Below are 18698 nucleotides of genomic sequence, written 5' to 3' on the forward strand. Positions count from 1 at the left end.
AAAACCCAAAGATAAGCAGATTTCACCTATTTTTGTGAGACAATGAAGACATGAATTGGAATGATGCCAACGGAAACTGCCCCCAAACTATTTATTTATAATCCTACTTGCGAAATGGCTATTGCTAACGGAACTGTTAGTTTTATGCCGAACAAAACGTTAACAAAGTTTGAACAAGATTTGGATGTATTTCCCCTATTTTTTGCAGAAAAGAACGACACGGTTTTGGTTCATCAACAGCCCGATGAGCAATTTCTTGATTTACTTGCAAAAGCAGGAGTCAGCGTTCCAAGTTTCAGAGTGCTCAGCGAGGCATTGGTTGATTCCGAATTTATTAAAATGCCAAAAGATAGTCTGCATCCTTGGGGCTGGAGTCCAAGAATACATCACATTTTTAAGCCATTTAAAGAATCCTGTAGTTTGGCTTTTTTGGAGCAAGCAAATGCTTACTGGAAACCAGAACATCGCGAACTATATAGTCGCAAAAAGGCACTGGAAATTGGACAAAATGCAATTAATCGTTTTAAAAGCTCCCTTTTTATTGATATTGACAGCACAGCACAAATCTGCACTAGCGTTTCGGAAGTGGAACTGCAAATAAAAAAATGGAAGCAAATTGTAATTAAAGCACCCTTTAGTTCAGCAGGCCGAGGCATACAAATTCTTCGATATTCCACCTTAAATAAATCCATTATTCAATCGATTAATGGAATAATTGCCACGCAAGGCTACGTAATGGTCGAAGCATTTTTAAATAAACTATTCGATTTCTCGCTTCAATACTATTGCAACGGAAAAGGAGAAATTAGCTATTTAGGATTAGGATTTTTTGAAACCGATTCGAAAGGACAATATTTGAGCAATTATTTGGGTGGTATTCCCGATAAAATGAAAGAGGTAATAACGGAACAGTTGGTGAGCGAATTAGAAAACTGCATGACAAAAACCTTACTAGCTTCGGATATTGCAAGCACGTATACTGGCTATTTTGGAGTTGATTGTTTATTGGTTCTCGATCGGGAAGAAAAGATAAAAGTTCATCCCTGTTTAGAAATTAATCTTCGATACAACATGAGCACGCTGGCACTTTTCCTGAACAAAAACATTCATTCTGACTGCAAAGGCGATTTTAAAATCTTCCATCAATTTCAATCTACTTTCGATCAATTTCACCTCGAAATGATCGAAAAACATCCCTTTAAAATGCAGAATGGAAAATGGCTAAGTGGTTACCTTCCCTTGGTAAGTCCTTTTCAAAACAAAACATTTGGCGCCTACTTACTACTGAAAGAGTGCTGAAATTCATAAGTTTGCACAATTAATAGGTTGAAAAAAAAATCCCTTCCTGAATTAGAAAGGGATTTAAATACCAACAGCACACTTTAGTGATGGTGATGAGTTTCTTTGCCAAAATATAGATGAGAAAAATTGTGAACTGCTTCGTTCAATTTATCGATGTAAGTTAAATCGGTTGTCTGTTTCGCTTTCATTGCATACACACAAATTTCATGCAATACCGCCAATTGCTCAACACTTTTCTTTTGTACTTCCGGATCGTCCGACACTTTTACACGCTGAAACATAAAGTACTGCGTAGCAATATCCTGAATCTTTTTAGCGTGATCTTCCTTATTCGTAATCCATCGAACCAACTGATTGTAATCCACTTTCTCTGCCGATGACAATTCAGTAATCATTTTCATACTTTTCTCGATAGTTGTAATGTGTTCCGATAACAGAACCACACGAAGCGAATCGGCGTAAATGCCACAAGGAATTTCGCAATGAGCATACGTTTTTGCTGAAGTCCCAACCAAGAGCATAAACAGTATTACGATACCTGCTCCAATTTTTGATTGTAAAGTTTTCATGGAAATCAATCTATTTTAGTGAATATTTAATTTTCTTATTTAAAATTAGTCTAAATATTCATAATGCAAAAATTTCCTGCTGGTTATTTTTAACTCTACAATTGCAACATCACCCTTACTCTTTATTCCTAAAACGTTACAAGCAAAAAAAACCACCCCGAAGGATGGCTTTCAAATATGATATCGTAATTTCTTACATATTCATACCACCACAAACGTGAAGTGTTTGTCCGGTTACATATGAAGAAAGATCAGAACCTAAATAAACGCATGTTTTTGCGATTTCTTCAGGAGTACCTCCTCTTTTCAATGGAATTTTACTTGCCCATTCTTTCACCACATCTTCAGGAAGTTTTCCTGTCATTTCTGTGATGATGAATCCTGGAGCAATTGCGTTAGAACGAATTCCACGAGAACCCAATTCTTTAGCGATTGATTTTGTAAAGCCAATAATACCAGCTTTAGAAGCTGAATAGTTCGATTGACCAGCATTACCGCTAACACCAACTACCGAGCTCATGTTAATGATAGAACCGCTGCGTTGCTTCAACATTGTTTTTTGAGCCGCTTTGGTAAAGTTGAATACCGACTTCAAGTTCACGTTAATAACCATATCCCACTGCTCTTCAGTCATACGCATCAATAAAGTATCTTTAGTGATACCCGCGTTGTTTACCAAGATATCAATAGCACCAAATTCTGCTACAATTTCAGCAACAACTCTATCTGTATCAGCAAAGTTACTTGCATCAGATGCATATCCTTTGGCTTTAACACCGTAAGAAGCAATCTCTTTTTCAGTTTCGATAGCTTGCTCATTGTAGAACAAGTCAGTAAAAGCAACATTAGCACCTTGTTTTGCAAATTCAATTGCAACTGCCTTACCAATACCACGAGATGCACCAGTAATAATCGCTGTTTTTCCTTCTAATAACTTCATGAAATTCTATTTTGATTTTTTAATTTTCTATCCATTCACCGGACGAACCGGTTTTCAATCCTAAGATTACCAACGATTTAATTTGTGCATACACAAGCAACTCATTCGTAAATCGAAAACAAATATAAAATATTTTCCTCTATTATACTTCATAAATTAGGCTTTTGAAACGCCCTTTCGGGATTTACAATCAATCTGAAAGCTCAATTTCTTACTTGCAAAACCCGACTAATCAAATGGGTAACTTATCTATTCCGCCGGATCAAGGCCACCAATTCCAACAATATTTCACTGGCTTTTCATGGAAGAAATATTTCTGTATTGGTCAAAACCAGACATCAACGATTTCCAATTTGCAGTCCCGGATATATATGTTCGCATAATATATCGAAGCATTCTGCTTAGTTAAGGGAAACTTTGGGTTAAAAAGCGAAATTGTGCGGTTCCATATCCAAACAGAAGGCTAAGCGAAGCTAAAATTTTAGGTTGCGAAGCGTATTGTTTCGGTTACGAACCTATATTTTATGTTTCCTAACCGAAACGGATCAATATGGAACCAAAAATTAAAGATAAATAACCGAAACAGAATAGTAAAGAACCCTATTCGTGTTAATATAAATGGAACGCTGGCTTTTCATGGAAGAAATATTTCTTTATTGCATTTACCAGCAACCACCAGCAGATAGTTTTTTTATGGTTTATTAAGTCGCTAATTTGTACAAGTTTTTCTGTAATCTTTGCTAATTTTGAATTCAACTAACCAATAAGACAACACATATACTATTATATATTTATATCCATTATATTACCAATAAGCAAAAGAAAAATGAATAAACAGAACCCAATTCTAATTGTTGATGTTGATCTAAATCATTATGCATTATATCAGAAAAAAGAAACAGAAGTATATTATCTTGTTGAGATTAATGAAATAATTCAAAAATCTAATACCGAGGATATTATTTACCAGTGTTATTCTACAACCTACACTAAAGAAAATGACAGATATGTAGTTCGACTTAATGATAATGGTTTAACTCTTGAGATATCAAATGATGATTTGCAATCTGTTCCTGTAAAATGCAATCCTTTCTAAAACACATATTTCTTATAAAGAGAGCAATCAACCATAATTCAGTATGAAAACCCTTATAAAAAAATATTGGTATATATTAATACTTCTAATAACCTTGCCAATAGTTTTAAATCTAGTTTTACGCTTAAATGCACCTTTTGATATTGTAGGTAATGCAGAAACTTGGTTAGCATTCTGGAGTACCTATTCTGCTAGTATTATTGGTAGTCTTATTACCCTTTTTGTACTATTTAGGACATTAGATCAAAATAAACTCAGTCTATCAGAAACGTTAAAACAGAATGAAATTAATAACAAAGAATCTAAAAATCTTCAAATAGCTATTTACCAGAAAAGATTAGAAGAGCGTAGAATAAAGGAATTAACGCAAACATTTAAAGAGAGTTTACATTTTATAAATCACTCACAGATTCATTATAATCAGAGATTGATTATAACTGGAAACTACACCGAGGCAAGTAAATTCTTTATTAGTGAAACGGCAAGATGTAAACAGACTATAAGCACTTTATTATTAGATCTTATTCCTATCAGGAAGAGTGAAGAATTAGATGATTACCGAGAGACCTATACCGATTTACTTGAACTATACTTAATACTAAGTATCCAAATTATGAATATTACTTCCATATTAATTGGACAGTCATTTGCTGAGAAAAAAAACCTATTCCATATAACAATAACCTTCAATACATCCATAACTGTATTCTCTAAAAGTGATATTGATGATATAAATAGAGCAAAGTCTGAGGATCAATTTGTAAGTCAATTAACAGCTTTAATACAAAAGCAGATTAATGAATTTTCAACTAAGGCTAATAATATCGAAAAAGGACTTATGCGTAAATCGAAAGCTATAATAGATGATCTTTTAAAGCAATTAAGTGCTATATAAAACGAATTATAAGGTAAAAAAAAGGCTATCTTTTCAGATGAATCAACCCCTCCAATTCCAGCAATATTTCACTGGCCTTTCCTTGAAGAAATATTTCCGTAATGTTATTCGTATAATTAGACGGCTCGGTATTAATTTCGATGATTACTGCACCTGCCCGCTTTGCCTCGGTAGGAATCATTGCAGCAGGCATCACCTCTCCTGTTGTTCCTATAATTAATACTACATCGGCTTTTTGTGCTGCTAAAATTGATCGGCGGTACGCTTCTTCGGGAATTCCTTCCCCGAAAAACACAAAATCTGGTTTTAATACTTCCCCATCATTTTTACAAAAAGGAGGCAAATCATCTAAATTCACTTCATTGGGCAAATAAATAGTCTTGCAATGCGGACAAATCAATTTCTGGGAATTCCCGTGAAACTCAAGCACATTTTTAGATCCTGCCATCTGATGCAGATTGTCTATATTTTGAGTTACCAATGCTTTTAATAATCCTTTTGCTTCAAAATCGGCTAACACCCGGTGCGCCTCGTTGAACTTTGCCTTTCCAAAAAAATCATAAAAAATCGATTTAATCGCCGTCCACGATTCCAATGGATGGGTATGAAAAAAATCCAAATCTAAACATTGCGGATCATACTTGCTCCATAGTCCTTCCGGTCCGCGAAAAGGAGGAATTCCACTTTCTACCGAAACACCAGCTCCAGTAAAAGCAATCATCGAATGCGAGTTCTTCATTAATGTAGCAACTCTTAAAAGGTCGTTCTTCATATATAATTTGTTTTTCCTCGTAAATGTGAACTAAAAATTGGTACAGTTTTGCGTGGCATAACATTCGGTACTCTACTTCATTACCACCCACACAAAAGAACTTCTCGTGTAATTATTTAAGCCCTATTATGAGATTGAAGTAATCAAATAATGCTCTTTTCCGAAATCAATAAACATTCCACAAACACCTGTAAACATGCAACTTAAAATACGTAACATTTATTTAACATTCCTGTAACGTTCCTGTAATATTAGCTTCATACTATTGTAGTAGCATAAAACGAGGAGCCTATTTCTCCTCTACTATCTAAACGTGAAATTTAAATATTTTAATAAATACAAGAACTATTGTTCTACACTAAAATCTTAAAAAAGATGAAAAAATTTCAACTGCTTCTAACTGCTCTTATTGCAATTGCTTTAATGACTAGCTGTGGAGGCTCCGGAAAAGAAAAAGCATCCACCGAAAAAGCAGAAGCTATTACAGGTGCTGGTGCAACTTTTCCACAACCGTTTTACAACAAAATTTTCAAAAATTACTCTTCTGAAAAAGATCTTATAGTTACCTACGGTGGAATTGGATCTGGCGGTGGAATTCGCAGTTTAAAGGATGAAATTGTTGATTTTGGTGCTAGTGATGCCTTCCTAACAGATGCTAAATTAGCCGAAATGCCTAGTGAAGTGCTACACATTCCTACCTGTTTGGGTGCTGTAGTCGCAGCCTACAATCTGCCCGAAAAACCAGAATTAAAATTCACTGCAGAATTGATGGAAGGAATTTTTATGGGAAAAATCACCAACTGGAGCGATGTTAGAATTGCAGCTGTAAATCCGGGCATTAACCTACCCGATTTAGCAATTACAGTTGTTTATCGTTCCGATGGAAGTGGAACCACCTTTATTTTTAGCGATTACATGAGCAAGGTTAGCACTGATTGGAAGGAAAACATTGGAACAGGAAAAGCATTGCAATGGCCAGTAGGAATTGGTGCTAAAGGGAATCCAGGCGTTGCCGGAACAATAGGTCAAACCCTTGGTGCAATTGGATATATCGGATCGGAGTACGCATTTGCTCAAGGCATTCCAGTTGCAAGTATTCAAAATTTAGCTGGCAACTTTATTCATCCATCTGTTGAATCGGTAAGTGCTGCTGCAAAAGGCGAAATGCCTGATGATACCCGTGTTAGTTTAACCAATACGGATGCCTCTGACGGATATCCTATTTCAAGCTTTACTTGGTTAATTATTTACAAGGAGCAAAATTACAAGAATCGTAGTTTTGATCAAGCAGTACAGACTATTAAATTAATTGATTGGGCAATTAGTGCAGATGCCCAAAAAGAAACTACTAAAGTTCATTATGCTCCTCTACCAGAGTCTGCTGTAACCAAAGCAAAAGCTGTTTTAAGCAAGGTTACCTACAATGGAAAAGCCTTAAACTAACAAAGTAATTTATAACAATACAGAGCCTGCTTTCCGTTTTATTCTTGCAATAAAAAAGTTCTCCATACTTTTTGGAAAGCAGGCTCTTCTCCCAGTTTAGAACCAGCACAAATCGGTATTCTCGAACAGGAACCGTTGAAAGCTTATGAACAGCGAAAAAATATTTCGATATCTATTAATTGGTAGTGGTGTTCTTATCGTATTTATTGCCTTAGGAATTATTGCCACCTTGTTTGTGGGGGCTATTCCCTCGTTTAAAGAATTTGGTTTTGGATTTATTTATTCGTCCGACTGGAATCCAACCCAAGGAAGAGAATCGTATGGTGCTCTCCCATTTATTATTGGTACGCTGGTTACTTCAATTCTGGCACTACTTATTACATTTCCTTTTGCTTTTTCCATCTCCTTATTTTTAGGCGAATATTTTAAGAATGGAAAATTACCCTCTTTTTTAAGATCGGTTATTGATCTATTGGCAGGAATCCCATCGGTTGTTTATGGGTTATGGGGCTTTTATGCTTTACGTCCGATTATTACCGACTTAGGTTTAAACGCTCAGGGCTTTGGCATTTTCACCTCCTCTATTGTATTGGCAATCATGATAATTCCTTACGCTTCCTCGCTCGGTTCAGAAGTAATCTCGATGGTTCCTGGAAGTTTAAAAGAAGCGGCCTATTCATTGGGAGCAACCCGATTCGAAGTCGTAAAAACAGTAATTATCCCAAATGCCGGCTCCGGAATATTTGCAGGATACATTCTTGCCCTAGGAAGAGCTATTGGAGAAACAATGGCAGTTACCATGTTAATTGGTAATTCGAATAGAATACCTACCGGAATTTTCGATTTAGGAAATACTATGGCAAGTTTAATCGCCAATCAGTTTGGCGAAGCCGAAGGCTTAAAATACACCTCTTTAGTAGAAATAGGATTACTTCTTTTTATAATAACCGGTGTAGTAAATTATATCGGCAAACTAATTATGAAGAAACTATCGGCCTAACCGAAATCAGATATACAGAATGAATACATCAACTCAAATATCTAAAGCTAAAATAAATAGGCGATTACTTAAAGATAAGCTCTTTACCTACGCAATTATATTTTTAGCATTTCTTTCCAGCGTTCCTCTTTTCTTAATTCTTTTCGAATTAATAAAAAAAGGATATCGTCAAATTAACATCAGCTTTTTTTACAAAGTTGCACCAGACACCATGGAAGCAATGGTAGCGGTTAAAAATAACGAAATTATTCCTGGTGGTATTGCCAACGGAATAGTTGGAACATTAATTATTGTTGGAATGGCTTCCTTAATTGCTATTCCTTTAGGAATTATTTGCGGCATGTATTTGGCCGAAAATTCGAAAGGCAAATTTGCAGGAGTAGTTCGATTCATTGTAGATATGCTACAAGGAGTTCCCTCCATCGTACTTGGAGTTATTGGATACATTTGGGTAGTAAAACCCATTACTGGAGGTTTTTCGGGTTTGGCAGGAAGTGTTGCGCTATCTATTATGATGCTCCCCTCTATTGTTCGCTCAACAGAAGAAACACTGAAAATGATACCCGACACGTTAAAAGAAGCCGCTCTTTCTTTGGGCGTTCCGTATCACAAAACCATGTTGCGAGTAATACTCCCTTCCGGGATTAGCGGAATTTTAACAGGAGTAATCCTTGGTATATCAAGAATTGCCGGCGAAACTGCTCCCTTAATGTTAACCGCATTGGGAAGTGCAGCAATTAGCACAGACATAACAAAACCATCGAGTGCAATCCCCCTTTTAGTATGGGAATTTTACAACGACCCAAATTTGGTAAATATGATTTGGAGTGCGTCTTTATTCCTGTTGATTTTGATTTTAATTTTAAACCTTAGCGCTAAAGCAATCGCAAAAAAATGGAAAGTACAGTATTAGAAAAAGAACTTGAAGTAAAAGCACAACCATATAAAGTCAACAAGATGATGCAGAACCCAATTGAAAAAATAGAATCTCCTATTTTAAATATCGATAAGCTTTCTGTTTCCTATGGTGGAGACAAATATTCGATTAACGATGTTTCTGCGGGAATTGCCAAAAATAAAATTACAGCAATCATGGGACCTTCGGGTTGTGGAAAAAGTACATTGTTAAGAGCCATAAACCGAATGCACGAACTGTATCCCGATACACACAATAAAGGTTCTGTTTATTTAGGCGAAGAAGATATTTACAAAATGAATCCTATTCTGCTAAGAAGAAAGATTGGTATGGTTTTTCAACGTCCAAATCCGTTTCCAACCATGAGCATTTACGACAATGTAATTGCTGGTTACCTTTTAAATGGAATTAAATTGAAAAGAAAGGAAAAAGATGCAATTGTAGAAAAATCCTTACGTGAAGTTGGTTTGTGGAGCGAGGTAAAAGATGCTCTTCACAACAAAGGCACATTTTTATCGGGCGGACAACAACAGCGTTTATGTATTGCCAGAGCACTTGCTTACACACCAGAAATTATTCTTTTAGATGAACCAACCTCGGCTCTAGATCCTATTGCAACCGCAAAAATTGAAGATCTACTGGTAAAACTAAAGAAGGATTTTACAATTGTTTTGGTGACTCACAACATGTCGCAAGCGGCACGGATATCCGACTATTCGATGTTTATGTATTTAGGAGAATTAGTAGAATATGGCAAAACCAAACAAATGTTTACCATGCCAAAAGACAAGCGTACCGAAGAGTACCTAACCGGAAAATTTGGTTGATTTCCAACGAGTAACTAATTCTTATACTAATAACACAAATTCGCATACTATGTCGATCAAAAAAGATAAAAAATTTGAAAAACTTGATAATGATTTCGCTAAAATGCAAAGCCTGTTGTTTCAACAGTTCGAAATTTTAGAAGAGGTTGTAAATCATGGTCTGGATGAAATCGAAAAAGAACATCTGGATACATTTAAAAAGAACGAAAATAAAATTGATCAGTTCGAAATTAAAATGAGCGACAATATCATTCAAACCATTGGTCTTCAACACCCTATGGCTAGCGATTTACGCCTATTAATTTCGTACTTCCGAATGATTGGACACGTAGAAAGAATTGGAGATCAGCTAAATAACATCATGCGCTTTTTTCATAAAATGGATCCGCCCACTATTCATGACAACCATAAAGACTCGGTGCTTAACATGCTATCGATAAGTTCCGAAATGGTAAAAAAAGCACTAATCTCTTTCGAGGATAGAGATCGTGAATATGCAATCTGGACCATTAAAAACGATGAGATTGTGGATGAAATGCAATCGAAAATTTTAAAACGAATGGTTCGGAAAAATTCCCCAACAAGTGGCGATCCAACCGAAATATTCAACCTGTTAAATTTCAACAGTATATTGGGAAATATCGAACGAATAGCCGACAATGCCACGAATATTGCCGAAGCGTCGATTTATTACCTACAAGGCATTGATTTGCGCCACACAGATCTGCCTGAGGAAGATCATTAAGCAAATACAAAATGGATAATTTACAAAAACTTACAACTCAACTTTTTAACCAAAACCCAGGAAAGAATTCCAAAATGAAGGATTTAAAGATATTGGTAGTGGACGACGAAGAGGATTTATGTGAAATTCTCCAATTCAACCTGAAACAGGAAGGTTTTGAGGTAGATATTGCTTATTCAGCCGAACAAGCCTTAAAATTAGACTTAAAAACATATGATTTTTTTCTTTTAGATATTATGATGGGAGAAATTTCAGGGCTCGATTTAGCAAAGATAATTCGAAGAAATCCAGATTTGGAAACAAAGCCAATTCTTTTTATCACAGCCAAAACTAGCGAAGAAGATAAACTAATAGGTTTTAGTGCCGGAGCAGACGATTACATTACCAAACCTTTCTCGGTAAAAGAGATTATTGCAAGAATTAATGTAATTTGTAAACGAATTTTTTCGGATCTAAAAACTAATTTGGATTTTGAGTTTGATGAATTCAAAATGATTTCTGATTCAAAAAAAGTGTGCATTCATGGCAAAGACATCGGCTTAACAAAAACCGAATACGAAATACTTCGATTGCTAATTAGTCATTCAGGCAGAATATATTCTAGAGAAGAAATAATGAGCATTATCTGGGCCGATGAAAGCTTTATTGGCGACCGCACTGTAGATGTAAACGTTAGACGAATACGAAAGAAAATTGGTAAATATCAGAAGTTTATTAAAACAAAATCTGGCTACGGCTACTATTTTGAACCTAGCACAAACTAATGCCCCAAATCTATAATTTCATGCAAAAACCCATTCAAAAATCCGGATCAAAATACAAAAAGAGATTGTTCTTTTTCTTTTTTATTATTGTATTGATATTCTCAATGCTTATTGGCGGATTTCAGTACAATCAGGAACGTTTATACCGTCGCGAAAAATTAGAATATGCACTTAATATTTACACCCAACAGGTGCATCAGCTAATTCAAAAAAAGGGCTTGAACGAAAAACTTAATTTTTCGGAAGTGGATACTTTGCGAGCCTTAATGCCCGACAACGACATTAGAATATCGGTTATTACCAACAAAGGTAAGGTTGTATACGATTCCTTCGTTAACGATATCGAAAAACTAGACAATCATTTGAACCGACCCGAAGTTCAAAAATCAATTCATTCCAAAAAAGGAAGTAACATTCGTTTATCAGGTTCTACAGGACAATCGTACTACTATTATTCCAAAAATTATTACGATTATTTTGTTCGTACTGCCCTTCCTATCAACGAAAGTGTAATGGACTTTTTAAAAGCAAACACTTTATTCTTCTACTTTTTGTTTGGATTATTTGGAGTAACCGTAGTTTTTCTGATTTATGCCACCGAACATTTTGGAAATTCGATTGCAAAGCTTCGAAAATTTGCAATTAATGCAGCACAAAATAGAGATATCGATCCAAACGAAGATTTTGGAAAAACAGAATTGGGTGAAATCAGCAACCAAATTGTAAAAATATACCAAAACCTTAGCAAAACAACCAATGCTCTTAGTCAAGAAAAAGAGAAGTTAATCATGCACCTTCAAATTGCTCAGGAAGGAGTTGCCATCTTCGATAAAAACAAAAATCTTATTCTTTGGAACAGTCATTTTATCGATTACATCAACTATTTAGCTCATATTTCGAGTCACAATTACCAGGAACTGTTCGAGCTACCTGAATTAGTAGAAATCACCGAATTTATCGATAAAAACAGTAAAGAACTAGATACCAATTACATTCCAAACGTTGATATTATTAGTACCAAAAAGACCATCACAATTGGCCACAAAGTATTTCTATTTCAGGTAGTTGTGTTTTTAGATAGTAAGTTCGAAATTTCGGTAAACGATATCACTAAAGTGGAAAATGAAAAAACCATTAAACAGGAAATGACCCTGAATATCGCCCACGAGCTAAAAACACCAGTAACAGCTATTTCCGGATTTTTAGAAACAATTAAGGATAATCCAGGCATGGACGAAAACAAAAAAGCGCAATTTATAGAACGCTCTTGTCTGCAAATTAACCGTTTGTCTAATTTAATTCAAGATATTTCCTTTATCACTAAAATTGAAGAAGCCAACGAGTTATTCTCTATCGAAGATGTGAACGTAAATGAATTGGTAAAAGAAATGCTTACCGATTTTGAATTAAAATTGCTTGAAGCAAAAATGGAAATAGCATTCAATTTCCCTAGCGATCTTACTATTAAAGGAAATTCGGAGCTTCTCGATTCCATTTTTAGAAACCTAATTGATAACTCGATAAAATACGCAGGAGAAGGCTGTAAAATTGAAATTAAAAATTATTTCGAAGATACAAATTACCATTATTTCTCGTTTACGGATAATGGCGTAGGAATTCAAGAAGAACACTTGCCACGCATATTCGAGCGTTTTTACCGAGCAGATAACGGGCGTTCCAGAAAAATGGGCGGAACTGGTTTGGGCTTATCCATTGTAAAAAATGCAGTTGCCTACCACAAAGGGAGAATATTCGTTAAAAAACGAAAAGAACAAGGAATTGAATTTTTCTTTTCTCTTAAAAAAGAGATTTAAATTCACTTCGCACAATTATAATCGCCACAGGAATTTCCTGTGGCTTTTTTAAGCTTCTAATTTCAAACGTTTGTTGAGCTTTTTCCGCATTCAAAAAAAAAAGAAAGTCAGAAATTGTGTATTAATTCTTACCTTTCCTTTTCATTAAAATAAAAGTTAAAATGTACAAAGCATCAGAAGATAGATATGATAATATGCCCTACCGCAGATGCGGGCGAAGTGGTTTACTACTACCAGCAATTTCTTTAGGTTTGTGGCACAATTTCGGACATGTAGATGTCTACAATGAGTTCAAGAAAATTATTTTTCATGCCTTCGATAGAGGAATTACCCATTTCGATTTGGCCAATAACTACGGACCACCTGCAGGTTCGGCCGAAGAAAATTTCGGAAAAATTTTGAACGAAGACTTAAAGCAGTATCGCGACGAGATGATTATTTCGACCAAAGCAGGATATGGGATGTGGCCGGGACCTTATGGCGATTGGGGATCACGCAAATATCTAATTTCGAGTCTCGATCAAAGTTTGAAAAGAATGGGCCTCGATTATGTCGATATCTTTTATTCTCATCGTCCGGATCCAAACACACCAATTGAGGAAACAATGAGAGCTTTAGATCATGTTGTTCGTCAGGGAAAAGCATTATACGTTGGCATTTCAAACTATAGTGCCGACCAAACGCGCGAAGCATCACGAATTTTAAAAGAATTAGGAACACCATGCTTAATCCATCAACCAAAATATTCGATGTTCGAGCGTTGGGTTGAAAATGGCTTGTTGGATGTTTTGGAAGAAGATGGAATTGGTGGCATTGCCTTCTCTCCTTTGGCACAAGGAATGTTAACCAATAAATATTTAAAAGGTATTCCTGAAGGTTCGAGAGCGGCTAAAGCTCATGGCTTTTTACAGAAAGATCAAATTACCGAAAAAGTAATTGCTAAAATAAAATCTTTGGATGAAATTGCAGAAAAACGAGGACAAAGTTTAGCTCAGATGGCAATTGCCTGGTTACTAAAAGATGAACGAATTACTTCGGTTTTGGTTGGAGCAAGTTCAGTAAATCAACTCGAACAAAATATCAAGTCTGTTGCAAATCTAGAGTTTACAACTGCCGAATTAAAAGAGATTAGAACTATTATAGATTAATCACCTATAACTACTTACTATAAAAAGGATTCTTATTTTGAATAAGAATCCTTTTCTATATAACCACCCTCCTAATTCTTATGTAAGAAATATTTTTGATGTTATCATAGATTTTCTTAATTTCACTTATTAATATTATGAAAATTTAAACAAAACAAAAAAAAATGCTCATGAAACTATCCAAGCCCTTTGTTAACCTAACAAAATCTAAATTAACAGGAAATTACACACTTAACTCTGTTGTTTCTTTACCAAAAGATTATGCACTTACTGCCATAGAACAAGGACCTATTAAAACAGATGAGGGAAAAGTTTGGGCTGTTACAGCATCTTACATAACAAATGGTTCTACAGAAACCGATATTGTTGAATTCGCAGTTCCTCTAAAACATGGACCAATCAAAGAAATTAATAAAGTAAGAATGTATGTGAAGGATGTATCTCCAAAAAGTGCATCGTCACTTAGACATACAGAAGATAACGGTACAGATGTTGATTATGATGATGCCGAAACTACCAATCCATAATTGTGCTTAGTATTTACGTATAATGAATGACAAACTAAACTCATTAGTTATTTGTCATTCATTTTTTTTGTATTAAATTGCCTATTAGTTGTGACCGCCAATTGATATGAGAAAACTATTTTTATTTGTACTATTTTTTTTGTTTACTGCAAAGCCTTTGCTTTTTGCTCAGGAAGTAGATTCTGTGAACAAAAAATTAGATTCTATTTCGGATGTTAATTTAAAGATTGAATTCTTAAATGATTGGACCGGCAAGAATTATCGTAAATTACCAGTTGAAGCACTTTATTACGCTGAAAAAACAATTGAATATGCTAATAAATCGCAAAACTACTCTGGAACCGGAAATGCTCTCATCCGAATTGCTTTAATTCATTTTCGAAAGGAGGACTACAATCTGTCCATATCCTTTTTTAACAAAGCACTTGATAAATTCAGAATATCAGAGGATTCCCTTGGTATTAGTAACACTTTCTTAAACAGAGGAATTGTTTATCGCAATATGGATCAACACAATTTGGCAATTATTGATTTATTTGCGTGCATGGAATATTTCGAAAACGCAAATTGTACTTTTGAACTCCCCCTATCCTACAACAGTATTGGCCTCGTATACAAAGATTTAAAAAACTACAACAAAGCACTTGAGTTTTACCACAAAGCAGAAAACATTTATAAAGCAGAAAATAATATTTCATCTTTATATGCTTCAAATACCAACATTGCCAATATACTATCTATACAGGATAATTTCAAAGAAGCTCTCTCCCACTACCAAAAAAATCTTGAAATTTTAATTGTAGAACCCAATAAGTACAGACAAGCTCAAACCTATCACAACATAGGATCGTGCTATATGGAAATGAAACAATATCCACTTGCCTTGGAATATTTACGTCAGAGTTTGGAATTAAAAGAAGAAATTGGAAACAAAAACCTTTCAATTTCTACTATTAATAGTCTTGCACAAGTCTTTTATGAACAAAGCAATTACCAAAAAGCATTAGAATATCGCAAAAAAGCTCATGCACTAGCTATAGATTGCAAAAATATTGAATACCAAAAAAATTGTAATGAAGCACTTTTTAGAATTTTTACACATTTAAATATGGCCGATAGTGCGTTACATTATTTTATTAATTATGAGCAATTACGGGATAGTATTTTCAACCATGAAAATCTGAAACAAATTACAGAGATTCAGGAAAAATACGAATCGGAAAAAAAAGCAACACAAATTACTTTATTAGAAAAAGAGAATAGAAGTAGAATGTTGCAACGCAATGGACTAATTGCAATACTAATTTTACTACTTGGCTACGCCATTTTTATTGTTCGCTCCTATGCCAGAAATAAAAAAGTAAACCGTTTATTACAACTACAGAAAAATAGAATTGAATGGCATAAAACAATTCTCGACCGAAAAAATATAGACTTATTAGATTCCAATAAGACGAAAAACAGATTATTCCAAATCATTTCGCACGATTTACGATCTCCATTAGCTTCTGTTTACAACATTTCTCAATTAATTAAGATTTTTATTCAGCAAAAAAAATATCATTTACTCGAGGAAAGTAGCAATGATATGGAAGAATGCATCAAAAATGTATTAAGTCTTACCGATAATCTACTTTCTTGGTCGTTAAATCAATCTGGAAAACTACCTTACAAACCTAGCGTTTTGCCTCTTAAGCCATTAGTAGAAAGTAATTTACAAACATATTCGAGTGTTGCAAAACAAAAAGATATTCATCTTCAACTACTTATTAACGAACCCGTTTTCGTTTTTGCCGATCGTCAAATGCTAGATACAATAATACGGAATTTATTAAATAACTCACTAAAATTTACACCCACAGGAGGAGTAATTGCCGTAGGAATCAAGCAGTATGATAATTTCGTAGAACTGTGGATAAAAGACAATGGAATAGGAATTTCGGAAAATCAAATCGCACATTTATTTGACGTGGATAATTTAGAATCTCATTCAGGAACCAGTGGCGAAAAAGGAAATGGATTAGGTTTACTTCTTTGCAAACAATTTATTGAACAAAATAAAGGTGAAATTTGGGTAGAAAGCACTATAAATTTAGGAACGACTTTCCGTTTTACTATTCCTGCAAGAGAAAACACAAATGAAATAAGCTCTATTCTTACTTCCAATTTGCAGTCGAATTAATCCCATTTTTTTTAAGCATATATCCTACCAACAAATTTCCTTAAAACTTAATCATTCAATTGAACCGGTTCTAAATAAAAATCGCTAATTTTGCAGCCTTAATAATTAAAGGTAATAAGTGTATGATTTCAGTTTCAAATTTATCTATTCAATTTGGTAAAAAACCTCTTTTTCAGGATGTTAATATAAAATTTACTCCTGGAAACTGCTACGGAGTTATTGGCGCAAATGGTGCTGGTAAATCTACTCTAATAAAAATCATTTCGGGCGAGTTAGATTCCACCACAGGATCAATAGCGATGGAACCGGGTGAAAGAATGGCAGTTTTAAAGCAGGATCACTATGAATTTGATGAGTTTACAGTTTTGGATACGGTAATTATGGGGCACGCAGAATTGTGGGCTATATTACAAGAAAAAAACGATATTTACGCAAAACCTGATTTTTCGGAAGCAGATGGAATTAAAGCATCGGAACTGGAAGAGCAATTTGCAGAAATGGACGGATGGAATGCGGAGAGTGGAGCTGCTGAACTATTAAGCGGTTTAGGAATTAAAGAAGCTCTTCACTACAAATTGATGAGTGAACTGAGTGGTAAGGAAAAAGTGCGTGTACTATTAGCTCAGGCGCTTTTTGGAAACCCCGACAATTTACTTCTTGATGAGCCAACCAATGATCTTGATCTTGAAACCGTTATGTGGTTAGAAAATTATTTGTCTAACTTCGAAAATACAGTTATTGTTGTATCGCATGACCGTCACTTCCTAGATTCGGTATGTACTGATATTGTGGATATTGATTTTGGAAAAGTGAAAATGTTTTCTGGTAACTACAGCTTCTGGTACGAATCTAGTCAGTTAGCTGCCCGTCAGCAAGCAAATCAAAATAAGAAAGCCGAAGAAAAGAAAAAAGAACTTCAGGAATTTATTGCACGATTCAGTGCCAATGTAGCTAAATCGAAGCAAACTACTTCCCGAAAAAAGATGATCGACAAACTGAATATCTCAGATATTCAAGCATCTACAAGACGTTACCCTGGTATTATTTTTCAGCAGGAACGCGAAGCTGGCGATAAAATTTTCTCTTGCTCCGGATTAAGTAAAACTCTGGATGGTGAAGTTTTGTTTAAAGATGTTGAATTTACTATCGAAAAAGGAGAAAAAGTGGTCTTTCTATCTAGAGATCCACGTGCCATGTCTGCCCTTTTTGATATTATTAACGGAATTCAAAAAGCAGATAGCGGAAATTTTGAATGGGGCGTTACAATTACACCAGCATATTTACCTCTTGACAATACCGAATTTTTCGAAGAACCAATTACTCTAATCGATTGGCTTGCTCAATATTCTAGCGATACCAGCGAAGTTTATCTTCGAGGATACCTTGGTAAAATGCTTTTCTCTGGTGAGGATATTTACAAAAAAGCAAATGTTCTTTCGGGAGGAGAAAAAGTTCGTTGTATGGTTTCTAGAATGATGCTGAAAAATGCCAACTTATTGGTTTTAGATACTCCAACCAATCACTTGGATTTGGAATCGATTCAATCGTTCAATAATTCATTAATTAACTTTGGTGGCACCGTATTAATGTCGTCTCATGATCACGAATTTATTCAAACAATTTCCACTCGTGTTATCGAACTAACTCCAAATGGAATCATTGATAAATTGATGGATTACGATGATTATATTTCCAGCGAGAAAATTAAAGAGCAAAAGGAAAGCTTATATATTTAAGTCTAAATTAAACCTTTATATC

The 18698-nt window shown here is 34.8% G+C and carries 17 protein-coding genes; 14 read left to right on the forward strand and 3 right to left on the reverse strand.

What is annotated here, in order from left to right:
* Positions 1-60 precede the first annotated feature (60 nt).
* Entirely contained in the window at positions 61-1299 is a 1239-nt protein-coding gene (locus BZG02_RS19135; protein WP_143470523.1) for a hypothetical protein, read from the forward strand.
* Positions 1300-1382: 83 nt separating this feature from the next.
* Here the strand turns inward: BZG02_RS19135 and BZG02_RS19140 are convergent, their stop codons facing one another.
* Together BZG02_RS19140 and fabG are read right to left on the reverse strand one after the other, a co-directional pair.
* Positions 1383-1871, reverse strand: coding sequence for a superoxide dismutase [Ni] (locus BZG02_RS19140; protein ID WP_101263360.1), 489 nt, complete (start codon positions 1869-1871; stop codon positions 1383-1385).
* A gap of 193 nt (positions 1872-2064) precedes the next feature.
* Positions 2065-2811, reverse strand: a complete 747-nt coding sequence (gene fabG / locus BZG02_RS19145) for a 3-oxoacyl-[acyl-carrier-protein] reductase (RefSeq protein ID WP_101263361.1) — start codon at positions 2809-2811, stop codon at positions 2065-2067.
* An 826-nt stretch (positions 2812-3637) separates the two neighbouring features.
* Between fabG and BZG02_RS19150 the strand changes: the two genes are divergently transcribed.
* Positions 3638-3907 (forward strand): hypothetical protein, encoded by a 270-nt coding sequence (locus BZG02_RS19150; RefSeq protein ID WP_101263362.1) that lies wholly within the window; start codon positions 3638-3640, stop codon positions 3905-3907.
* 43 nt (positions 3908-3950) lie between these two features.
* Positions 3951-4802 carry a hypothetical protein gene (locus BZG02_RS19155; protein ID WP_101263363.1) on the forward strand — a complete coding sequence of 284 codons (852 nt, stop codon included), beginning with the start codon at positions 3951-3953 and terminating at the stop codon, positions 4800-4802.
* A 25-nt stretch (positions 4803-4827) separates the two neighbouring features.
* Here BZG02_RS19155 and BZG02_RS19160 read toward each other — a convergent pair whose 3' ends face one another.
* Positions 4828-5574 carry an SIR2 family NAD-dependent protein deacylase gene (locus tag BZG02_RS19160; RefSeq protein WP_101263364.1) on the reverse strand — a complete coding sequence of 249 codons (747 nt, stop codon included), beginning with the start codon at positions 5572-5574 and terminating at the stop codon, positions 4828-4830.
* 375 nt (positions 5575-5949) lie between these two features.
* On the opposite strand from BZG02_RS19160, the gene pstS reads away from it, so the two are divergent.
* The 11 genes from pstS (at position 5950) to BZG02_RS19215 (ending at position 18676) form a co-directional block, all read left to right on the forward strand.
* Complete coding sequence (pstS, locus tag BZG02_RS19165; RefSeq protein WP_101263365.1) at positions 5950-7017, forward strand: phosphate ABC transporter substrate-binding protein PstS; 1068 nt, start codon at positions 5950-5952, stop codon at positions 7015-7017.
* A gap of 145 nt (positions 7018-7162) precedes the next feature.
* Positions 7163-8017 (forward strand): phosphate ABC transporter permease subunit PstC, encoded by an 855-nt coding sequence (pstC, locus tag BZG02_RS19170; protein ID WP_101263366.1) that lies wholly within the window; start codon positions 7163-7165, stop codon positions 8015-8017.
* 19 nt (positions 8018-8036) lie between these two features.
* Positions 8037-8930 carry a phosphate ABC transporter permease PstA gene (gene pstA, locus BZG02_RS19175; RefSeq protein ID WP_101263367.1) on the forward strand — a complete coding sequence of 298 codons (894 nt, stop codon included), beginning with the start codon at positions 8037-8039 and terminating at the stop codon, positions 8928-8930.
* Positions 8912-9760 carry a phosphate ABC transporter ATP-binding protein PstB gene (pstB, locus tag BZG02_RS19180; RefSeq protein WP_218972306.1) on the forward strand — a complete coding sequence of 283 codons (849 nt, stop codon included), beginning with the start codon at positions 8912-8914 and terminating at the stop codon, positions 9758-9760. The genes pstA and pstB overlap by 19 nt, the downstream gene beginning before the upstream one ends.
* A 49-nt stretch (positions 9761-9809) precedes the next feature.
* A complete protein-coding gene (gene phoU / locus BZG02_RS19185) occupies positions 9810-10505 on the forward strand; it encodes a phosphate signaling complex protein PhoU (protein ID WP_101263368.1) in 696 nt (231 codons plus the stop codon).
* 11 nt (positions 10506-10516) lie between these two features.
* Positions 10517-11269, forward strand: a complete 753-nt coding sequence (gene phoB, locus BZG02_RS19190) for a two-component system response regulator PhoB (protein WP_218972307.1) — start codon at positions 10517-10519, stop codon at positions 11267-11269.
* A gap of 20 nt (positions 11270-11289) precedes the next feature.
* The gene (gene phoR / locus BZG02_RS19195) at positions 11290-13083 is read left to right on the forward strand and encodes a sensor histidine kinase (RefSeq protein ID WP_180335788.1); all 1794 of its coding nucleotides are present in this window, start codon (positions 11290-11292) and stop codon (positions 13081-13083) included.
* 161 nt (positions 13084-13244) lie between these two features.
* The gene (gene mgrA, locus BZG02_RS19200) at positions 13245-14231 is read left to right on the forward strand and encodes an L-glyceraldehyde 3-phosphate reductase (RefSeq protein WP_101263370.1); all 987 of its coding nucleotides are present in this window, start codon (positions 13245-13247) and stop codon (positions 14229-14231) included.
* A 170-nt stretch (positions 14232-14401) separates the two neighbouring features.
* Positions 14402-14758 carry a hypothetical protein gene (locus BZG02_RS19205; protein WP_101263371.1) on the forward strand — a complete coding sequence of 119 codons (357 nt, stop codon included), beginning with the start codon at positions 14402-14404 and terminating at the stop codon, positions 14756-14758.
* A 106-nt stretch (positions 14759-14864) separates the two neighbouring features.
* The gene (locus BZG02_RS19210) at positions 14865-16940 is read left to right on the forward strand and encodes an ATP-binding protein (RefSeq protein ID WP_101263372.1); all 2076 of its coding nucleotides are present in this window, start codon (positions 14865-14867) and stop codon (positions 16938-16940) included.
* A 122-nt stretch (positions 16941-17062) separates the two neighbouring features.
* Positions 17063-18676, forward strand: coding sequence for an ABC-F family ATP-binding cassette domain-containing protein (locus BZG02_RS19215; protein ID WP_101263373.1), 1614 nt, complete (start codon positions 17063-17065; stop codon positions 18674-18676).
* Positions 18677-18698: the final 22 nt, after the last annotated feature.

The organism is Labilibaculum filiforme (assembly GCF_002843315.1).
GTDB lineage: Bacteria > Bacteroidota > Bacteroidia > Bacteroidales > Marinifilaceae > Labilibaculum > Labilibaculum filiforme.

Coding starts and splice junctions, on each gene's coding strand:
- phoB (WP_218972307.1), top strand. CDS start 10,517: ATGGATAATTTACAAAAACTTACAACTCAACTTTTTAACCAAAACCCA.
- BZG02_RS19160 (WP_101263364.1), bottom strand. CDS start 5,574: ATGAAGAACGACCTTTTAAGAGTTGCTACATTAATGAAGAACTCGCAT.
- BZG02_RS19210 (WP_101263372.1), top strand. CDS start 14,865: ATGAGAAAACTATTTTTATTTGTACTATTTTTTTTGTTTACTGCAAAG.
- pstB (WP_218972306.1), top strand. CDS start 8,912: ATGGAAAGTACAGTATTAGAAAAAGAACTTGAAGTAAAAGCACAACCA.
- BZG02_RS19215 (WP_101263373.1), top strand. CDS start 17,063: ATGATTTCAGTTTCAAATTTATCTATTCAATTTGGTAAAAAACCTCTT.
- BZG02_RS19205 (WP_101263371.1), top strand. CDS start 14,402: ATGAAACTATCCAAGCCCTTTGTTAACCTAACAAAATCTAAATTAACA.
- BZG02_RS19150 (WP_101263362.1), top strand. CDS start 3,638: ATGAATAAACAGAACCCAATTCTAATTGTTGATGTTGATCTAAATCAT.
- phoU (WP_101263368.1), top strand. CDS start 9,810: ATGTCGATCAAAAAAGATAAAAAATTTGAAAAACTTGATAATGATTTC.
- fabG (WP_101263361.1), bottom strand. CDS start 2,811: ATGAAGTTATTAGAAGGAAAAACAGCGATTATTACTGGTGCATCTCGT.
- BZG02_RS19140 (WP_101263360.1), bottom strand. CDS start 1,871: ATGAAAACTTTACAATCAAAAATTGGAGCAGGTATCGTAATACTGTTT.
- BZG02_RS19135 (WP_143470523.1), top strand. CDS start 61: ATGATGCCAACGGAAACTGCCCCCAAACTATTTATTTATAATCCTACT.
- pstC (WP_101263366.1), top strand. CDS start 7,163: ATGAACAGCGAAAAAATATTTCGATATCTATTAATTGGTAGTGGTGTT.
- pstS (WP_101263365.1), top strand. CDS start 5,950: ATGAAAAAATTTCAACTGCTTCTAACTGCTCTTATTGCAATTGCTTTA.
- phoR (WP_180335788.1), top strand. CDS start 11,290: ATGCAAAAACCCATTCAAAAATCCGGATCAAAATACAAAAAGAGATTG.
- pstA (WP_101263367.1), top strand. CDS start 8,037: ATGAATACATCAACTCAAATATCTAAAGCTAAAATAAATAGGCGATTA.
- mgrA (WP_101263370.1), top strand. CDS start 13,245: ATGTACAAAGCATCAGAAGATAGATATGATAATATGCCCTACCGCAGA.
- BZG02_RS19155 (WP_101263363.1), top strand. CDS start 3,951: ATGAAAACCCTTATAAAAAAATATTGGTATATATTAATACTTCTAATA.